Below are 15,503 nucleotides of genomic sequence, written 5' to 3'. Positions count from 1 at the left end.
AAATCAGATCGAGAAACTGGTGCCGCAGCCGCAGGAGGCGGTCGCGTTCGGATTCACCACGCGGAACGAGGCGCCGATCAAATCGTCGACAAAATCGACCTCGGACCCCGCCAGGAACGGCGCGGAGGCCGGATCGACCAGCACCACCGCCTCCTCACGGGAAATCACAAGATCGTCTTCCGCCTTGGCGCGATCGACGTCGAACTTGTACTGGAAGCCGGAGCAGCCGCCGCCCTCGACCGAAATGCGCAGCATCGCACCGTCACCCTCGCTCTTGAGGATTTGACCGATCCGGCGGGCGGCCCGCTCGGTGATGGTGACAGAATCAGTCATGGCAAGCTCCGAAGCCTTATCATTTGAGCACGATCTCCGCGCAGACGCTCCGCGTTTGTCGCGAGGGAAAACCGGTATCCACTTTTCCGGATCATGCTGGCAGCGTCATACCCAATTCATTTGGTATCCCGCCCTCACCATAGTTAAGTGCGGAAGGAAGCGGAATCAAATGGATAAGGACTAAAATACCGTGTCGGTCGGAATGGCTGCTCCCCGCGCGCCCTATGCCTGCGACCCCGATCGCAGCCGCGGGCGGCTGTTCGCGGAGGCCCCGAGCAAGACCCGCAGCGCCTTCCGCCGGGATTGCGACCGGGTGATCCATTCCACTGCGTTCCGGCGGCTGAAGTACAAGACCCAGGTCTTCGTGTTCCACGAGGGCGACCACTACCGCACGCGGCTGACCCATTCGCTGGAAGTTGCACAGATCGCCCGTGCGCTGGCCCGCCAACTCGGGCTGGACGAGGACCTGACGGAGACCTTGGCGCTGGCGCATGACCTCGGACACCCGCCGTTCGGCCATGCCGGCGAGCGGGCGTTGGACAGGTGCCTGAAACCCCATGGCGGCTTCGATCACAATGCGCAGACGCTGCGCATGGTTACCGCGCTGGAGCACCGCTATCCGGAATTCGACGGGCTCAATCTCACCTGGGAATCGCTTGAGGGCATCGTCAAGCACAACGGCCCGCTGACCGAGCGCGACGGTGCGCCGGCCGGACGCTACCGCGAGACAGGCGGCATCCCTATCGGTATTTTCGAGTACAACAGGACCTACGATCTGGAGCTATGGAGTTTTGCCTCGCTCGAAGCCCAGGTCGCGGCCTTCGCCGACGACATCGCCTACGATGCCCACGACATTGATGACGGCCTGCGCGCGGGGCTGTTCAAGGTCGACGAACTCAAGGTGATGCCGTTGACCGCGGAGATCATCACGGAAATCGACCGGCACTATCCGGCTCTGGACGAAGTCCGGCGTGGCGCGGAACTGGTGCGCGAGTTGATCTCGCATTTCATCAGCGCGGTATTCGCCGAAGCGGGCCGGCGGCTCGAAGCCGCACAGCCGCAATCCGCTCACGACGTGCGCCGTCACAATGGGCCGCTGATTGCGTTTCCGCCGGCCGTGGCCGAGGAGGAGGCGGAGATCAAGAGCTTCCTCTGGCAGCGGATGTACCGCCACCAGCGGGTCATGCGGGTGATGGACGACGCCGAACAGATCGTGTTCGACCTATTCGCGCGCTACCGGCAATCCCCGGGCGACCTGCCGCCCGAGTGGGTGGGGGGTAGGGAGGCGGAGACCGAGGCGGAACGCGCCAGGCGGATCGGTAATTTCATTGCCGGAATGACCGACCGCTACGCCCTGATCGAGCATAACAGGCTTTTTGACTCGACCCCGGATTTGCGTTAGGCGGCGCCCATGGCCGACAAACCTGCTTCTTCGCACCTTTTTGCCGATGTGCTCGCGCGCGTGCGGGCGATCTGTGCCGCGCTCGCGGCTGAGGACCAATGGCCTGAAGGCATCGATTTTTCGCGCATTGTGGTCGAGCCGCCGCGGGAGGCCAGCCATGGCGACATGGCGACCAACGCGGCGATGGTGCTGGCAAAGGAGGCCAAGGCCAAGCCGCGCGATCTCGCCGAGAAGATCGCGGCGAAGCTGCGGGAAGACGAACTGGTGGCGTCCGTCGACGTCGCAGGTCCCGGCTTCATCAATCTCACCTTGAAGCCGCACGTCTGGATCGGCGAGCTGCGCACGATCCTGCGCGAGGGGGTGGGCTTTGGCTGCAGCGCGATGGGCGGCAACGAGAAGGTCAATGTCGAGTACGTCTCGGCGAACCCGACCGGACCGATGCATGTCGGCCATTGCCGCGGCGCGGTGTTCGGCGATGCGCTTTGCAGCCTGCTGGAGTTCGCTGGATTCGACGTCACCCGCGAATATTACGTCAACGATGCCGGCGCGCAGGTCGACGTCCTCGCGCGCTCGGCCTATCTGCGCTACCGCGAGGCGCTCGGCGAGGACATCGGCGCGATCCCGGAGGGGCTTTATCCCGGCGACTATTTGAAGCCGGTGGGGCAGGCGCTTGCCAGGGAATACGGCGACAAGCTGCTTTCGATGCGCGAGGCCGCCTGGCTGCCGATCGTGCGCGACAAGGCGATCGCGATGATGATGGCCGAGATCAAGGACGATCTCGCCGCGCTCAACATCAAGCACGACGTGTTCTTCTCCGAACGCTCGCTGATCGAGACCGGCAACAACAAGGTCGCCGAGACCATCGATTTCCTGCGTGACAAGGGTGACATCTACGAGGGACGTCTGCCGCCGCCGAAAGGCAAGCCGGTCGAGGATTACGAGGACCGCGAGCAGACGCTGTTCCGTGCCACCGCTTATGGTGACGATGTCGATCGTCCATTGATCAAGTCGGACGGTACCTACACCTATTTCGCGTCGGATATCGCCAACCATCGCAACAAGTTCGAGCGCGGCTTTAACAATCTGATCGATGTGTTCGGCGCCGACCATGGCGGCTACGTCAAGCGCATGCAGGCGGCGGTGAAGGCCGTGAGCGCCGGCAAGGCGGAGCTCGACGTGAAGATCGTGCAGCTCGTCCGGCTGCTGCGCGACGGCGAGCCGGTGAAGATGTCGAAGCGCGCCGGCGAGTTCGTGACGCTGCGCGAAGTCGTCGACGAGGTCGGCTCGGATGCGGTGCGCTTCATGATGCTGTTCCGCAAGAACGACGCCGTGCTCGATTTCGACCTCGCCAAGGTGATCGAGCAGACCAAGGACAATGCCGTGTTCTACGTCCAGTATGGGCATGCCCGCGGCCATTCGGTCTTCCGTAACGCGCGGCAGGAGGTTTTGCCCGATCTGCCGGACGAGGACGGCGCGCGGCGGGATTATCTTTCGGGGGCGGCGCTGGAGCGGCTGTCCGATCCGGCAGAACTCAGCCTGCTCAAGCAGTTGGCGCTCTATCCGCGCATGATCGAGGCTGCGGCCGTCGCACACGAGCCGCACCGGATCGCCTTTTATCTGTATGATTTGGCCAGCGAGTTCCACGCGCTGTGGAACAAAGGGGGCGATCTGCCCTATTTACGCTTCATTATGAATAATGATGCAGAGATCACAAGGGCGCGACTGGCAATGGTTCAGGGCGTTGTCTCGGTTCTGGCATCGGGTCTAGCTGTTCTAGGCGTCCACGCCCCAACCGAGATGCGGTAGCAGCAGGGGCGAAGCCTCTCGCGATGGGGATCGTGGGGGTACTTGGCAGGGACCAACTCGTTCGCACCAGGAAGTTGCAGGCGACTTGGCGCTGTCCCGAAGGGGATGCAAGATCACGATGGCTGATCGATATCAAAACCGAACTTTTCCCGCCGATCTCGACTACGATCGCGGCACCAATGCCACGGGTCGGGCCGAAAACGACCCGCTGGCCGAACTGGCACGGCTGATCGGACAAGCCGATCCGTTTGCCACCACTCCGCCCAAGCCGCAGCCGGCGCCGCATCCCCTGCAGTCGCGGGCCAATGTCCGGCCGCAGACCTATCAGCCGCAGGCTGAGGATGAGGAGTTGGACCTGCCGGCCAGCCCACCGCCCTGGATGCAGCGCGCCCGCCATGAGGTCGCGCCGCCGCAGCAATATGCTGCGCCGTCGCAGGACTATGCTGCGCCATCGGAGGACTACGAAGAGCCGGATATTCAGCCGAGCGCCGTGCACCCGCTGCATCGCTACACCGCGCAGCACGCAGCGGCGCCGGTGCCGACGCCGGAATATCGCGCGCCGGTGCCGGAATATCGCGAGGAGTTGCCGCTCGAGGAGCCGGCGCAGCAGCTTGATCCATCGCGTTACGACGATGCGCTTTATGGCCAGATCGAAGCCGGCGAGCAGGATTTTCAGCGCGAAGCGGCGTATCCCGACGATCCCTACGCCTATCAGAGCGCCGCTTACGAAGACGAGGAGCCTCCGCCGCGGAAGCGTAGCAGCGGACTGATGACGGTAGGGGCCGTGCTAGCGCTCGCGGTGGTGGGCACCGGCGCAGCCTTTGGCTACCGGACCTATGTGGGGTCGCCCCGCAGCGGCGAGCCGCCGATCATCAAGGCCGATAACAGCCCGACCAAGATCATGTCGCAGCCTGACGGTGCCGGCAAGGCGCCAGACCGCATGGCGTCCGGCAACGGCACGGAAAAGCTCATCTCGCGGGAGGAGACGCCGGTCGACGTCACCTCCAATACCGGTCCGCGCGTGGTGTTTCCGCCGTTGAACCAGAATGCCAACCCGCCGCCGGTGGCGAGCGTCGCTCCCTCGGCAGCTTCGCCGCTGACCACGAGCGGTACGCTGCCGAACAATGAGCCGCGGCGGATCCGGACGCTTTCGGTCAAGGGCGATTCGGCAGATGCCGGCGTGCCGGCGTCGGCGCCGCCTCCGCCAGCCAAGTCAGCGCCTGTCATGCGGACTGCGTCGGTGACCCCGTCCCATGGCAACCCGCAATCGGCCAACGCGAGCGCCAACACGCCGATGTCGCTGGCACCCGGGGCGCCGCAGCCCGATCCGGCGCCAACCCGTGTCGCTTCGACCAATCCCACCGCGAGCGTGAGCAGCGGAGGGTATGTGGTTCAGGTCTCCTCGCAGCGGAACGAGGCCGATGCGCAGGCCTCCTACAAGGCGCTGCAGGGCAAGTATCCAAGCGTGCTCGGATCGCAGTCGCTGGTCGTGAAGCGCGTCGATCTCGGCGAGAAGGGGGTGTACTACCGAGCGTTCGCCGGTCCGTTCAGTTCCGTGGATCAGGCCACGCAGGTTTGCAACAGCCTGAAGGCTGCCGGCGGACCGCAATGCCTCATCCAAAGAAATTAACGGCGGTTTCCTTGACCCTCAGGACACATGCGGCCTAATCGGCCGCATGGTAAACCGCGCATTCATCACGGGCGTATCCGGGTTTGAGCTGACCGATGCCGAGCGCGAGTTCATTCGCGCTGAACGGCCGTGGGGCTTCATCCTGTTCAAGCGGAACGTTGACACTCCGGATCAAGTGTCTGCACTTGTTCGTGAATGCCGCTCCGTCGTAGGTCAACCCGACGCGCCGGTCCTGATCGATCAGGAGGGCGGCCGGGTGCAGCGGCTTGGACCGCCGCATTGGCCCGTCTATCCCGCCGGGGCGGCGTTTGGAGCGTTGTACGATCGCGATTCGCAGCTCGGGCTTGCCGCCGCGCGGCTCAGCGCGAGGCTGATTGCCGCCGATCTGGCGGATCTCGGGATCACCGTCGACTGCCTGCCGCTGGCGGATGTGCCGGTTGAGGGCGCCGACGCCGTGATCGGCAACCGCGCCTATGGAACCGATCCAGCCAAGGTGGCCGCCATTGCCCGCGCCGTGACGGACGGATTAGAGCAGGGTGGTATTTTACCGGTGCTGAAACATATACCAGGTCACGGACGGGCCACGGCGGACACCCATTTCCGGCTGCCGACCGTCGATACGGCCAGGCCCGAACTGGAACGGACCGACTTTGCGGCATTCCGGCCGCTTGCGGACCTGCCGATGGCGATGACTGCACATGTTGTGTTTAGTGCGCTGGACCCCGCCCAACCGGCGACGACTTCTGCGACAATCATCCAACAGGTGATTCGCGACGGTATCGGGTTCCAGGGTTTGTTAATGAGTGATGACGTGTCCATGAACGCGCTCTCGGGATCGATCGCCGAGCGGACCCGGGCGATCATTAGCGCAGGCTGCGACATGGTCCTGCACTGCAACGGCAAGCTCGACGAGGTGCGCGAAGTTGCGCGCGAAACGCCGGAACTGACCGGCGAGGCGCTGGAGCGCGCCAAGCGCGCGCTGGCAGCACGGAAACCGCCGCTTCCGTTCGACCGGCTGGCGGCACGGGCCGAACTGGATGCCTTGATAGGACAAGTAGGTACGGCATGACCGCGGAAATTCTGTCGTTTGAGACCGGCCGGCCGGCTGAAATCAGCGAGGACGAACCGGCGCTGGTGGTCGACGTCGGCGGCTATGAGGGCCCGCTCGACCTCCTGCTGACGCTCGCGCGGCAGCAGAAGGTCGACCTGTCCAAGATCTCGATCCTGGCGCTCGCGGACCAGTACCTGCAGTTCATCGAGGCGGCGCGGAAGATCCGGCTGGAGCTTGCCGCCGATTATCTGGTCATGGCGGCCTGGCTCGCCTACCTGAAATCGCGGCTGTTGTTGCCGGAGCCGCCCGCAGCGGAAGGGCCGAGCGCCGAGGAGATGGCGACCGCGCTTGCCGACCGGCTGCGGCGGCTCGAGGCGATCCGGGAAGCGGCGAACCGGCTGATGAACCGGCCGCAGTTCCAGCGCGATATCTTTCCGCGCGGCAATCCGGAGTCCATCGCCGAGATCAAGCATCCGAAATTCACCGCGACGCTCTACGACCTGCTCACGGCTTACGCCGTGCAGCGCCAGCAGCGGGTGCTGGCCAGCGTGCATCTGACCAAGCGCACGGTGTGGTCGCTTGCCGAAGCGCGCGCCTCGCTGGAACGCCTCGTCGGTGCGGCCGATAACGAGCACTGGAATTGCCTCGACGAATTCCTGATGGACTACGTCGTCGAACCGTCGCAGCGGGCGACCGTGTTCGCGTCGAGTTTCGCCGCCGCGCTGGAATTGGTGCGGGAAGGCGAGATGGAGCTGAACCAGAGCCGAGCGTTCGCGCCGCTCTATTTTCGTAAGCGTTTGCCGCAAGTGCCCGGTGCCACCGCGCCGGACATTACGGCTGAGTAAGTGGAAGAAGGAGACCGAGCCATGGCAAGCCTGGCGGAAAAGCGCATGGAAGATGCCGAGGAGCACGTCACCGATCCGCAGGCGCGGCCCGAGGAATTGCGGCTTCTGGAAGCCCTGCTGTTCGCCTCCGCCGAGCCGATCGACCAGGCCACCCTGGCCAAGCGCATGCCCGAGGGCGTCGACGTCAAGGCCGCGCTGGCGCAACTGCAGGCGGAATACGCCCCGCGCGGGGTCAATCTGGTGCGTGTCGCCAACAAATGGACCTTCCGCACCGCAGGTGATCTCGCCTGGCTGATGACGCGCGAGACCACGGAGACGAAGAAACTCTCGCGCGCGGCGATCGAGGTGCTGGCGATCGTCGCCTATCACCAGCCGGTGACCCGCGCCGAGATCGAGGAGATCCGCGGCGTGGTCACCTCCAAGGGCACGCTCGACGTGCTCCTGGAAACCGGCTGGATCCGCCCCCGCGGGCGCCGCAAGACGCCGGGACGGCCGCTCACCTTCGGCACGACGGAAGCGTTCCTCTCGCAGTTCAGCCTGGAGGCGCTCGGCGACCTGCCCGGTCTCGACGAGCTGAAGGGAACCGGTCTTTTGGATTCGCGCCTGCCGTCCGGCTTCAATGTTCCGACGCCATCGGACGATCCGACGCTTCGCGAGGACGAGGATCCGCTCGAGCCCGGCGACAATCTGGAACTGTTCCTGGCGCCGGTTGCCGAGCCCGAAGAGGGCGGCGGCAAGGATTCGGATTCAGAGGGCGGTGGCCCTTCAGAGGGTGATGGCAAGGATTCAGCCTGACCCCCGCAGCCGGAACGCCGCAGGTTAACGGTAGCAATATTGCGTAGCCGCGACAGCGATTTGCCGCGGCTTGAGTCCTTGTTTTTGACGCCCTGCGGGCCTACTTTCCGCTCGAAGCTTAGGCCGGTGCGCCGGTCACGTTTGGAGGGTTTGCAGGATGGGTTCGCTTAGCATTTGGCACTGGATCGTCGTGATCGCAGTGGTCCTGCTGCTGTTTGGCCGCGGCAAGATTTCCGACCTGATGGGCGATGTCGCGCAGGGCATCAAGGCCTTCAAGAAGGGCATGCAGGACGATGACAAGACTGCAGAAAAGCCCGCCGAGCCGGTGAAGTCCATTGATCACAATGCGGCGCCGTCGGCAGCACGGTCGGACGTCGGCAGCAAGGCTGTCTAAGGCTTGTCTGACGCGTTTTCTTCACGCGAACCGGTGACCACGTCGCCTGAAAACGCTATGGACGTTCGTTGAGAAAAAACACGTGCGACCCCAAATCCTGTTACAAGGGCCGGGGTTGTTTGCGCGCGTGAGCGGAATCTTTCATGTTCGACATCGGGTGGAGTGAACTGGTCGTCATCGCGGTCGTCGCGCTGATCGCCATCGGCCCGAAAGAACTCCCCGGCGTGCTCCGGATGGTGGGCCAGTGGATGGGCAAGGCACGCCGGATGGCTGCTGAATTCCAGGGCCAGTTCCAGGAAGCCATGCGCGAGGCCGAGATGGCCGAGCTCAAGAAGGGCTTTGACGACGTCAGGGAAGCCGCCACGGGCATTACCAGCGGGAATGTCATGACGTCACTGCAGAAGGACGTGAACGACGCCCTGCAGATCGGCGACATCGAGAAGCCCGCGGAGGCCAAGCCTGCGGATGCGCCGGCCGCTCTGCCGCCGGCATCGCCGGGTGATACGCCGGTAATTCCAACGACGCCGGCCGCACCTACGCCGGAGACCTTTGTGGAAGCCGAAGCGCACGCGGCGGCGAACGAGCCGCTCGCGATTGTCAAAGAGGCTGAGCCGCAGCCGGCAACGCCGCAGGACACGCCTGAGGTGCCCGACGTGCAAAAGAGCGCCAAAGCGTCATGAGCGCCGAAGACATCGAAGCCAGCAAGGCGCCGTTGATGGACCACTTGATCGAGCTGCGCTCGCGGCTGATCAAGGCGCTGCTTGGATTCGGCGTGGCCTTCATCTTCTGCTTCTTCTTCGCCAAGCAGATCTACAACGTGCTGGTGTGGCCGTTCGTCTGGGTCGCCGGGCCTGAGAACTCGAAATTCATCTACACCGCGCTGCTGGAATATTTCATCACCCAGCTCAAGCTTGCGCTGTTCGGCGCCGGCTTCATCTCGTTCCCGATCGTCGCAACCCAGATCTACAAGTTCGTGGCGCCCGGGCTTTATCGGCACGAGCGCAACGCGTTCCTGCCATATCTGATCGCCACTCCCGTGTTCTTCGTGGCCGGCGCGATGCTGGTCTATTTCGTGGTGCTGCCGATGCTGGTGCGGTTCTCGCTGGGCATGCAGCAGATGGGCGGCGCGGAGACCGCGCAGATCCAGCTTCTGCCGAAGGTCGGCGAATATCTGTCGCTGATGATGTCGCTGATCTTCGCCTTCGGCATCGCCTTCCAGCTCCCGGTGATCCTGACGCTGCTTGGCCGCATCGGCATCGTGACCTCGCAGATGCTGCGCGAGAAGCGGCGCTATTTCATCGTCATCGCTTTCATCATTGCCGCGGTCCTGACCCCGCCGGACGTGCTGAGCCAGGCCTCGCTCGCGATCCCCTTGCTGGCGCTCTACGAGGGCGCCATCATCGCCGTGCGCGTGGTGGAGAAGAAGGCAGCCGCCGCCCGAACCTCGGCCGGCGGCACACCCAGCGCCACCAATCCGGCCGAGTAGGGCGTTATTCGTCATGCCCGGGCTTGTCCAGGGCATCCACGTCTTTTACAGACCTTGCAATCGAGGCGTGGATGGCCGGGACAAGCCCGGCCATGACGTAGGAATGTGGTCATGCACGACATCAAAGCGATCCGCGACAATCCCGAGGCTTTCGACGTCGGAATGAAACGGCGCGGGTTTGCGCCCCTGTCGCCGTCGTTGCTTGCGATCGACGAGAAACGCCGCGCGGCAATTCTGACGTCCGAGCAGGCGCAGGCACGGCGCAATGCGGCGTCCAAGGAGATCGGCGAAGCCAAGAAAGCCAAGGACGAGGCGCGCGCGGCGAAGCTGATGGCTGAAGTCGCGGAGCTCAAGACCTCGCTGCCGGAGCTCGAGGCCGCCGCGAAGGTGGCCGATGAGGAATTGAACACGCAACTCGCCGCGCTTCCGAACTTGCCCGCGGACGATGTGCCTGATGGCGTCGACGAGCACGGCAACGTGCAGCACCACCTCTTCGGCGCGCCGCGACAGTACGGTTTTGCGCCGAAGCCGCATGACGATCTCGGCGGCGCTCTCGGCTACATGGATTTCGAAGCGGCCGCGAAATTGTCGGGCGCGCGCTTCGTCGTGCTGAAGAAGGGATTGGCGCGGCTGGAGCGGGCGATCGGGCAATTCATGCTCGACCTGCACACCAATGAGCACGGCTACACCGAAATCAATCCGCCGCTCCTGGTGCGCAACGAGGTGATGTTCGGCACCGGGCAATTGCCGAAATTCGAGGACGACCAGTTCTGGGCGATCAAGGGCGAATTGCTGACTGCCGGTGAAGAGCGGCTGAAGAGCGAGCGTCTCGGACTGATCCCGACCGCCGAGGTCTCGCTGACCAATCTCGTCCGCGAATCCATCGTCGACGAAAAAGAGCTGCCGATGCGGTTGACCGCGCTCACGCCCTGCTTCCGCGCCGAAGCGGGCGCCGCCGGCCGCGACACGCGCGGCATGATCCGCCAGCACCAGTTCACGAAGGTCGAGCTGGTCTCGATCACGACGCCTGAGACCAGTCGCGACGAGCATGAGCGCATGCTGGCTTGCGCCGAGGAAGTGCTGCGCCAGCTCGACCTGCATTATCGCGTGATGACGCTGTGCGCCGGCGACATGGGCTTCTCCGCGCAGAAGACCTACGACATCGAAGTGTGGATGCCAGGACAATTCTCAAGTCAGGGCGATGGCGGCGCCTATCGTGAGATCTCGAGCTGCTCGGTCTGCGGCGATTTCCAGGCCCGGCGAATGGATGCGCGCTACCGCCCCAGTGACGGCAAGCCACGCTTCGTGCACACGCTGAACGGCTCCGGCACCGCGGTCGGCCGAGCGCTGATCGCCGTGATGGAAAACTATCAGCAGCAGGACGGCTCGATTGCCGTTCCCGACGTGCTGCAGCCCTATATGGGCGGCTTGAAAGTGATCGAGCACGACAAGTGAAGTGAACCTGCAAGATGGCGCTGCATCGCGACATCTACTGGATCGGACGGCAGTGGGCCGTCACCGGTTTCGGGATGCAACTGATCGATCAACGGCACGGCGGAAAGTTCGATATCGAGATCGCACGGCTCTGGGACGAGGGGCTCGCGGGCGATCTGGGCGCGCAGACATGGTTCGATCCGGTCGATTTTGGCAAAGGGCTTTGGGTCGCGCGGCAGCGCCACACGAAACCGCCTGTAACCGCTGAGGTCGATTCGGCGGCCGAGCCGCCGCCGGTCGCCGGGAAAGTGGAGGTAGCGACCACTGGAGCCGGTGAGCCGCCACCGCAGAAAACCACAGGATTTCAGCTTCGGATCGCCGGCAGCGCCAAATTCCTGCGTCCCTGGCGTGTCCGGATGAAGCGGTAACAACCCGCAAATCGCCGGGGTTTGCCTCTGCGGCGTTTGCCGGTTAAGACCTTTGGCAAGACAGGCGATCGAACAGGGCATTTTGAACGGATGCGAATTCTCTGCACCAATGATGACGGCATCCACGCGCCGGGGTTGAAGGTCGTCGAGCAGATCGCGCGCAGTTTGTCCGACGACGTCTGGATCGTGGCTCCGGAGCTCGACCAGTCCGGCGTGTCGCATTCGCTGTCGCTGAACGATCCCTTGCGGCTGCGCGAGATCGGTCCGCGCCACTTTGCCGTCCGGGGGACGCCGACGGACTGCGTGATCATGGGCGCACGCCATATCCTCGGTCCCAAACTGCCGGATCTCGTGCTGTCGGGCGTCAACAAGGGCCGCAACGTCGCCGAGGACGTGGTCTATTCCGGCACCATCGCCGGCGCACTCGAGGGCACCATACTGGGCCTGCCGTCATTTGCGCTGTCGCAGGAATTCAGCCTCGAGACCCGTGAAAAGCCGCTCTGGGACACCGCGCTGCAATTCGGTCCCGACATCGTGCGCAAGGTGATGGATGCCGGCATTCCCAAGAACACGGTGATCAATGTCAATTTCCCGGCCTGCGTGCCGGAGGACGTCAAGGGCATCCGCGTCACCCGGCAGGGCAAGCGCAATCTCGGTTTCCTGAAGATCGATGAGCGCCGCGATGGCCGCGGCAATCCCTATTTCTGGATCGGTTTTGAGCGCACGGCGATGATGGACACGCCGGCGGAAGGCACCGATCTCGCGGCGCTTGCGGCGCGCTACGTGTCGGTCACGCCGCTGCGGCTCGACCGCACCGATGAGGCATTCTCGGAAGCGCTGACGTCGACGCTGAAATAGCTCCATCCGGGCTACGGATTTGCCTTGTGAATGCTAGACCGGTGCGCTCTTGAGCGTGCTGTCGATCAGTTGGGCGAGCGTTTCAAGCTGGAATGGCTTCTGCAGCGCGGGGCGATCGCGATATTCCTCCGGCAGGCCCGAAGAGCCATAGCCGGTCGCGAAAATGAAGGGACGGTTGCGCGCGTTGATCAGTTCGGCGACGGGTGTGATCACCTTGCCGTTGACATTGACATCAAGGATCGCGAGGTCGAACTCGGTCGACTGCGCGAGCTTGACCGCTTCTGAGATTTCCCCGGCCTCGGCCGCCACGCTGTGACCCAGCTCTTCCAGCATGTCGGCGACCATCATCCGGATCATGACCTCGTCTTCGACGAGAAACACAGAACAGCCCTCAGGCCGTGCGGTAGTCATGTCGGAATCCTTGCCTGTCCCCGCGCCACGTTCGCAAATATCTCCCGCAGGCGCAACGTAAACGTTCGCGCTCATGCTCGCCTCACAGAGCCTCGATCGTGCGTCGTCGCCGATCATATGGGGAATAAAATACTTGCTCGCCAACGCCGCGTCATGGCTATGGTTCCGGGGAGGGAACGCGATCGTGAGGGAAATTTTCCTCAACGCGGGATTTCGAGTTGGTGTGGCATTAATCGGCTAGGATCGTGCTCGGCAACCGTGCCGCGCAGCAAGCTTACGAGACCCGCTATGGCCAGCACATCTGAGCCGCCCGAGAAAATGATGTTTCAGCTCGCGCTGAGGCGGCGCGGCATCAGCGACCAGTCGGTGCTTCGTGCGATGGAGGAGGTGCCGCGCGAGCGCTTTGTCGCGGCCAATGACCGCGACCATGCCTACCGCGACAGCGCGCTCGGCATCGCCTGCGGGCAGACCATCAGCCAGCCCTTCGTCGTCGCCTACATGACCGAACAGCTCCAGCTCAACCGGGAGCACCGGGTGCTCGAGATCGGCACCGGCTCCGGCTACCATGCCGCGGTCCTCTCGCGGCTGTGCAAGCATGTGCTGACGATCGAGCGGTACCGGACATTGGCCGATACCGCCCGCCAGCGGCTGGAGAAGCTCGACTATTACAATATCGAGGTCATGCTCGGCGATGGCTTCGACGTGCCCGCCGGCGCCGGCGATTTCGACCGCATCATCGTCACCGCCGCGATGGAGCAGATTCCGGAGAAGCTTTTGCAGCGGCTCGAGGTCGGCGGCATCCTGATCGCGCCGGTCGGCCCACACCATGGTACCCAGACGCTGGTCCGGGTGATCAGGACCGAGACCGGCTTCGAGCGCAAGGAATTGGTCGACGTGCGCTTCGTGCCGGCCCTGCCGGGGGTGGCGCGGGAACTGTAGAGTCTGGGGATTGCTGCCTCGCGCCAATACCTTATTCCGAAGGTTAAGCGCTTGTTTACTCGGTACGTGTTTACTCAAAACAGTATTTTGTTGCGTACGAGTGTGTAACCATGTCCGCTGTCGTCGAGTTGCTTCGCTCGCGCCGCGTCCCGCAGGTGGCGGTGCTGGCGCTGATGTCGGTCGGTTTTGCCGGGTGCAGCGGCGACATGTCGACGCGCTTCTCGCAAAACTCCTATTCCAACAATCCCTTCGCCTTCGAGCCTCAGGCGACCGGCTCGGTGCCGCAGCAGCCGGTCGAGCGGCGTGAGCTGCCGCAATATGCGCGGCCGCAATCGCCGTATTCGCAGTCGCAGTCCTATCAATCCCAGCCGCTGCCGCCGCCGGTTGCTGCGCCGCAATCCTATCCGGTCTCCAACTCCGGCGTGTCAGGAGGCGGGCGGGGCGTGGCATCCTATGCGCCGCCACAACAACCGCCGCGCCTTGAGGCCACGGGGACCGTGCCGCAGTCGGTGGCGCGCGCGCCCGCAGGCCACGGCGGCACCACGATCATCGTCGGCACCAGCGATACGCTGGAAGTGTTGTCGAAGCGCTACAACGTCTCGACCGCCGAAATCCTGCGCGCCAACGGCTACAAGGGGCCGCGCGCGCTGTCGCCCGGCCAGCAGCTTGTCATCCCGCGCCCGGCTGCGGTGGCGGCAGCGCCAGCACCTGCTGTCGCGCCGCCGGTGAGCAAGCCGGTCGCCGTCGCAGCCACGGCCGGAGGCGTCCATTACGTCAACAAGGGCGACACGCTGCACAGCATCGCGCGCCAGCATCACGTCTCGCCGGCCGAGCTTGCGAAGGCCAACCATCTCGATCAGTCGGCCAGGCTCAGCCTTGGCATGAAATTGACCGTCCCGGGCGCCAAGACGGCCGCGGCTGCGCCCGCAGCGCCGGCACCCGCATTGGCACCGGCTCCCGTGCCGGCTGCTCCGGCACCGAAGGTGGTTGCGACCGCGCAGCCGCAAAGCGCCCGGCTGGTCCAGCCCGCGGCGAATGTCGAACAGCCTGCTCCGGTCGCCGAACCGGTGGCGGTCAAGCCGAGCGAGACCACCAGCTCGTTGCCGACCTTCCGCTGGCCGGCCCGCGGCAAGGTGATCACCGGCTATGGCGCCAAGACCAACGGCAAGTCCAATGACGGCATCAACCTTGCAGTGCCCGAGGGCACGCCGGTGAAGGCGGCCGAGGATGGTGTGGTCGCCTATTCCGGCAACGAACTGAAGGGGTATGGCAATCTGGTCCTGGTGCGGCACTCCAACGGCTACGTCACCGCATATGCCCATGCGAGTGAGCTGCTCGTGAAGCGCGGCGATACGATCAAGCGCGGTCAGGTGATTGCCAAGTCGGGCCAGTCGGGAGAGGTGACTTCGCCGCAGCTTCACTTCGAGATCCGCAAGGGATCATCCCCGGTCGACCCGCTGCAATTCCTCAACGGGGCGTGAGGCCGTCTTCGTCATTGCCGGGCTTGACCCGGCAATCCATCTTTGAACAAAGCGCCTTTGCGAAGATCGATGGATACGCGGGTCAAGCCCGCGTATGACAATCGAAATAGCTCCGTAGCCCGGATGGAGCGAACAGGCTGGGCAAGAATTTCGCGGATTTCGGGAAGTTGAGGTACGATTCGCGGATGGTGAATCGTCTTTACAAGACCG

Annotated in this window: 17 protein-coding genes; 14 read left to right on the top strand and 3 right to left on the bottom strand. The window is 64.1% G+C overall.

Annotated features, from left to right (window positions below):
* Nucleotides 1-3 precede the first annotated feature (3 nt).
* Nucleotides 4-333 carry an iron-sulfur cluster insertion protein ErpA gene (erpA, locus tag AAFX91_RS10790; RefSeq protein WP_027579088.1) on the bottom strand — a complete coding sequence of 110 codons (330 nt, stop codon included), beginning with the start codon at nucleotides 331-333 and terminating at the stop codon, nucleotides 4-6.
* A gap of 190 nt (nucleotides 334-523) precedes the next feature.
* Between erpA and AAFX91_RS10785 the strand changes: the two genes are divergently transcribed.
* The 12 genes from AAFX91_RS10785 (at nucleotide 524) to surE (ending at nucleotide 12,462) form a co-directional block, all read left to right on the top strand.
* Nucleotides 524-1,735 (top strand): deoxyguanosinetriphosphate triphosphohydrolase, encoded by a 1,212-nt coding sequence (locus tag AAFX91_RS10785; protein ID WP_394566433.1) that lies wholly within the window; start codon nucleotides 524-526, stop codon nucleotides 1,733-1,735.
* 9 nt (nucleotides 1,736-1,744) lie between these two features.
* Nucleotides 1,745-3,541 (top strand): arginine--tRNA ligase, encoded by a 1,797-nt coding sequence (gene argS, locus AAFX91_RS10780; protein WP_394566432.1) that lies wholly within the window; start codon nucleotides 1,745-1,747, stop codon nucleotides 3,539-3,541.
* Nucleotides 3,542-3,659: 118 nt separating this feature from the next.
* Nucleotides 3,660-5,171 (top strand): SPOR domain-containing protein, encoded by a 1,512-nt coding sequence (locus AAFX91_RS10775; protein WP_394566431.1) that lies wholly within the window; start codon nucleotides 3,660-3,662, stop codon nucleotides 5,169-5,171.
* 46 nt (nucleotides 5,172-5,217) lie between these two features.
* On the top strand, nucleotides 5,218-6,240 hold the full coding sequence (nagZ, locus tag AAFX91_RS10770) for a beta-N-acetylhexosaminidase (RefSeq protein WP_394566430.1): 1,023 nt from the start codon (nucleotides 5,218-5,220) through the stop codon (nucleotides 6,238-6,240).
* Nucleotides 6,237-7,067, top strand: coding sequence for a segregation and condensation protein A (locus AAFX91_RS10765; RefSeq protein ID WP_394566429.1), 831 nt, complete (start codon nucleotides 6,237-6,239; stop codon nucleotides 7,065-7,067). Before nagZ ends, AAFX91_RS10765 begins: the two co-directional genes overlap by 4 nt.
* A gap of 21 nt (nucleotides 7,068-7,088) precedes the next feature.
* A complete protein-coding gene (gene scpB / locus AAFX91_RS10760; protein ID WP_394566428.1) occupies nucleotides 7,089-7,862 on the top strand; it encodes an SMC-Scp complex subunit ScpB in 774 nt (257 codons plus the stop codon).
* A 157-nt stretch (nucleotides 7,863-8,019) separates the two neighbouring features.
* Nucleotides 8,020-8,256: a twin-arginine translocase TatA/TatE family subunit gene (locus AAFX91_RS10755; RefSeq protein WP_130579159.1), complete on the top strand. Its 237-nt coding sequence runs from the start codon at nucleotides 8,020-8,022 to the stop codon at nucleotides 8,254-8,256.
* Nucleotides 8,257-8,399: 143 nt separating this feature from the next.
* Entirely contained in the window at nucleotides 8,400-8,936 is a 537-nt protein-coding gene (gene tatB, locus AAFX91_RS10750; RefSeq protein WP_130579161.1) for a Sec-independent protein translocase protein TatB, read from the top strand.
* Nucleotides 8,933-9,742: a twin-arginine translocase subunit TatC gene (gene tatC, locus AAFX91_RS10745; protein ID WP_130579163.1), complete on the top strand. Its 810-nt coding sequence runs from the start codon at nucleotides 8,933-8,935 to the stop codon at nucleotides 9,740-9,742. The genes tatB and tatC overlap by 4 nt, the downstream gene beginning before the upstream one ends.
* Nucleotides 9,743-9,853: 111 nt before the next feature.
* Nucleotides 9,854-11,197: a serine--tRNA ligase gene (gene serS, locus AAFX91_RS10740; RefSeq protein WP_394566427.1), complete on the top strand. Its 1,344-nt coding sequence runs from the start codon at nucleotides 9,854-9,856 to the stop codon at nucleotides 11,195-11,197.
* A gap of 14 nt (nucleotides 11,198-11,211) precedes the next feature.
* Complete coding sequence (locus AAFX91_RS10735) at nucleotides 11,212-11,604, top strand: hypothetical protein (protein ID WP_130579167.1); 393 nt, start codon at nucleotides 11,212-11,214, stop codon at nucleotides 11,602-11,604.
* 90 nt (nucleotides 11,605-11,694) lie between these two features.
* Complete coding sequence (gene surE, locus AAFX91_RS10730; RefSeq protein WP_130579169.1) at nucleotides 11,695-12,462, top strand: 5'/3'-nucleotidase SurE; 768 nt, start codon at nucleotides 11,695-11,697, stop codon at nucleotides 12,460-12,462.
* Between the two features lie 33 nt (nucleotides 12,463-12,495).
* On the opposite strand, the gene AAFX91_RS10725 is transcribed toward surE, so the two are convergent.
* Entirely contained in the window at nucleotides 12,496-12,873 is a 378-nt protein-coding gene (locus AAFX91_RS10725) for a response regulator (RefSeq protein WP_028165592.1), read from the bottom strand.
* A gap of 288 nt (nucleotides 12,874-13,161) precedes the next feature.
* Here AAFX91_RS10725 and AAFX91_RS10720 point away from each other — a divergent pair, with 288 nt between their 5' ends.
* Together AAFX91_RS10720 and AAFX91_RS10715 are read left to right on the top strand one after the other, a co-directional pair.
* Nucleotides 13,162-13,812 carry a protein-L-isoaspartate(D-aspartate) O-methyltransferase gene (locus AAFX91_RS10720; protein ID WP_207234475.1) on the top strand — a complete coding sequence of 217 codons (651 nt, stop codon included), beginning with the start codon at nucleotides 13,162-13,164 and terminating at the stop codon, nucleotides 13,810-13,812.
* A gap of 110 nt (nucleotides 13,813-13,922) precedes the next feature.
* On the top strand, nucleotides 13,923-15,293 hold the full coding sequence (locus tag AAFX91_RS10715; protein ID WP_394566426.1) for a peptidoglycan DD-metalloendopeptidase family protein: 1,371 nt from the start codon (nucleotides 13,923-13,925) through the stop codon (nucleotides 15,291-15,293).
* A gap of 11 nt (nucleotides 15,294-15,304) precedes the next feature.
* Here the strand turns inward: AAFX91_RS10715 and AAFX91_RS10710 are convergent.
* A partial coding sequence (locus tag AAFX91_RS10710) for a hypothetical protein (RefSeq protein WP_394566425.1) occupies nucleotides 15,305-15,503 on the bottom strand: 199 nt, incomplete at its 5' end.

The organism is Bradyrhizobium sp. 31Argb, assembly GCF_043638955.1.
Classification (GTDB): domain Bacteria; phylum Pseudomonadota; class Alphaproteobacteria; order Rhizobiales; family Xanthobacteraceae; genus Bradyrhizobium.
The sequence above is the reverse complement of the archived record's forward strand: the minus strand, read 5'-3'. Positions and strand labels throughout refer to the sequence as shown.

Bases quoted from the DNA above. Each gene is read 5' to 3' on its own strand.
- AAFX91_RS10725 (WP_028165592.1), bottom strand. From the start codon at position 12,873: ATGACTACCGCACGGCCTGAGGGCTGTTCTGTGTTTCTCGTCGAAGAC.
- AAFX91_RS10735 (WP_130579167.1), top strand. From the start codon at position 11,212: ATGGCGCTGCATCGCGACATCTACTGGATCGGACGGCAGTGGGCCGTC.
- AAFX91_RS10755 (WP_130579159.1), top strand. From the start codon at position 8,020: ATGGGTTCGCTTAGCATTTGGCACTGGATCGTCGTGATCGCAGTGGTC.
- nagZ (WP_394566430.1), top strand. From the start codon at position 5,218: ATGGTAAACCGCGCATTCATCACGGGCGTATCCGGGTTTGAGCTGACC.
- erpA (WP_027579088.1), bottom strand. From the start codon at position 333: ATGACTGATTCTGTCACCATCACCGAGCGGGCCGCCCGCCGGATCGGT.
- surE (WP_130579169.1), top strand. From the start codon at position 11,695: ATGCGAATTCTCTGCACCAATGATGACGGCATCCACGCGCCGGGGTTG.
- argS (WP_394566432.1), top strand. From the start codon at position 1,745: ATGGCCGACAAACCTGCTTCTTCGCACCTTTTTGCCGATGTGCTCGCG.
- tatB (WP_130579161.1), top strand. From the start codon at position 8,400: ATGTTCGACATCGGGTGGAGTGAACTGGTCGTCATCGCGGTCGTCGCG.
- serS (WP_394566427.1), top strand. From the start codon at position 9,854: ATGCACGACATCAAAGCGATCCGCGACAATCCCGAGGCTTTCGACGTC.
- tatC (WP_130579163.1), top strand. From the start codon at position 8,933: ATGAGCGCCGAAGACATCGAAGCCAGCAAGGCGCCGTTGATGGACCAC.
- AAFX91_RS10765 (WP_394566429.1), top strand. From the start codon at position 6,237: ATGACCGCGGAAATTCTGTCGTTTGAGACCGGCCGGCCGGCTGAAATC.
- AAFX91_RS10720 (WP_207234475.1), top strand. From the start codon at position 13,162: ATGGCCAGCACATCTGAGCCGCCCGAGAAAATGATGTTTCAGCTCGCG.
- AAFX91_RS10715 (WP_394566426.1), top strand. From the start codon at position 13,923: ATGTCCGCTGTCGTCGAGTTGCTTCGCTCGCGCCGCGTCCCGCAGGTG.
- scpB (WP_394566428.1), top strand. From the start codon at position 7,089: ATGGCAAGCCTGGCGGAAAAGCGCATGGAAGATGCCGAGGAGCACGTC.
- AAFX91_RS10775 (WP_394566431.1), top strand. From the start codon at position 3,660: ATGGCTGATCGATATCAAAACCGAACTTTTCCCGCCGATCTCGACTAC.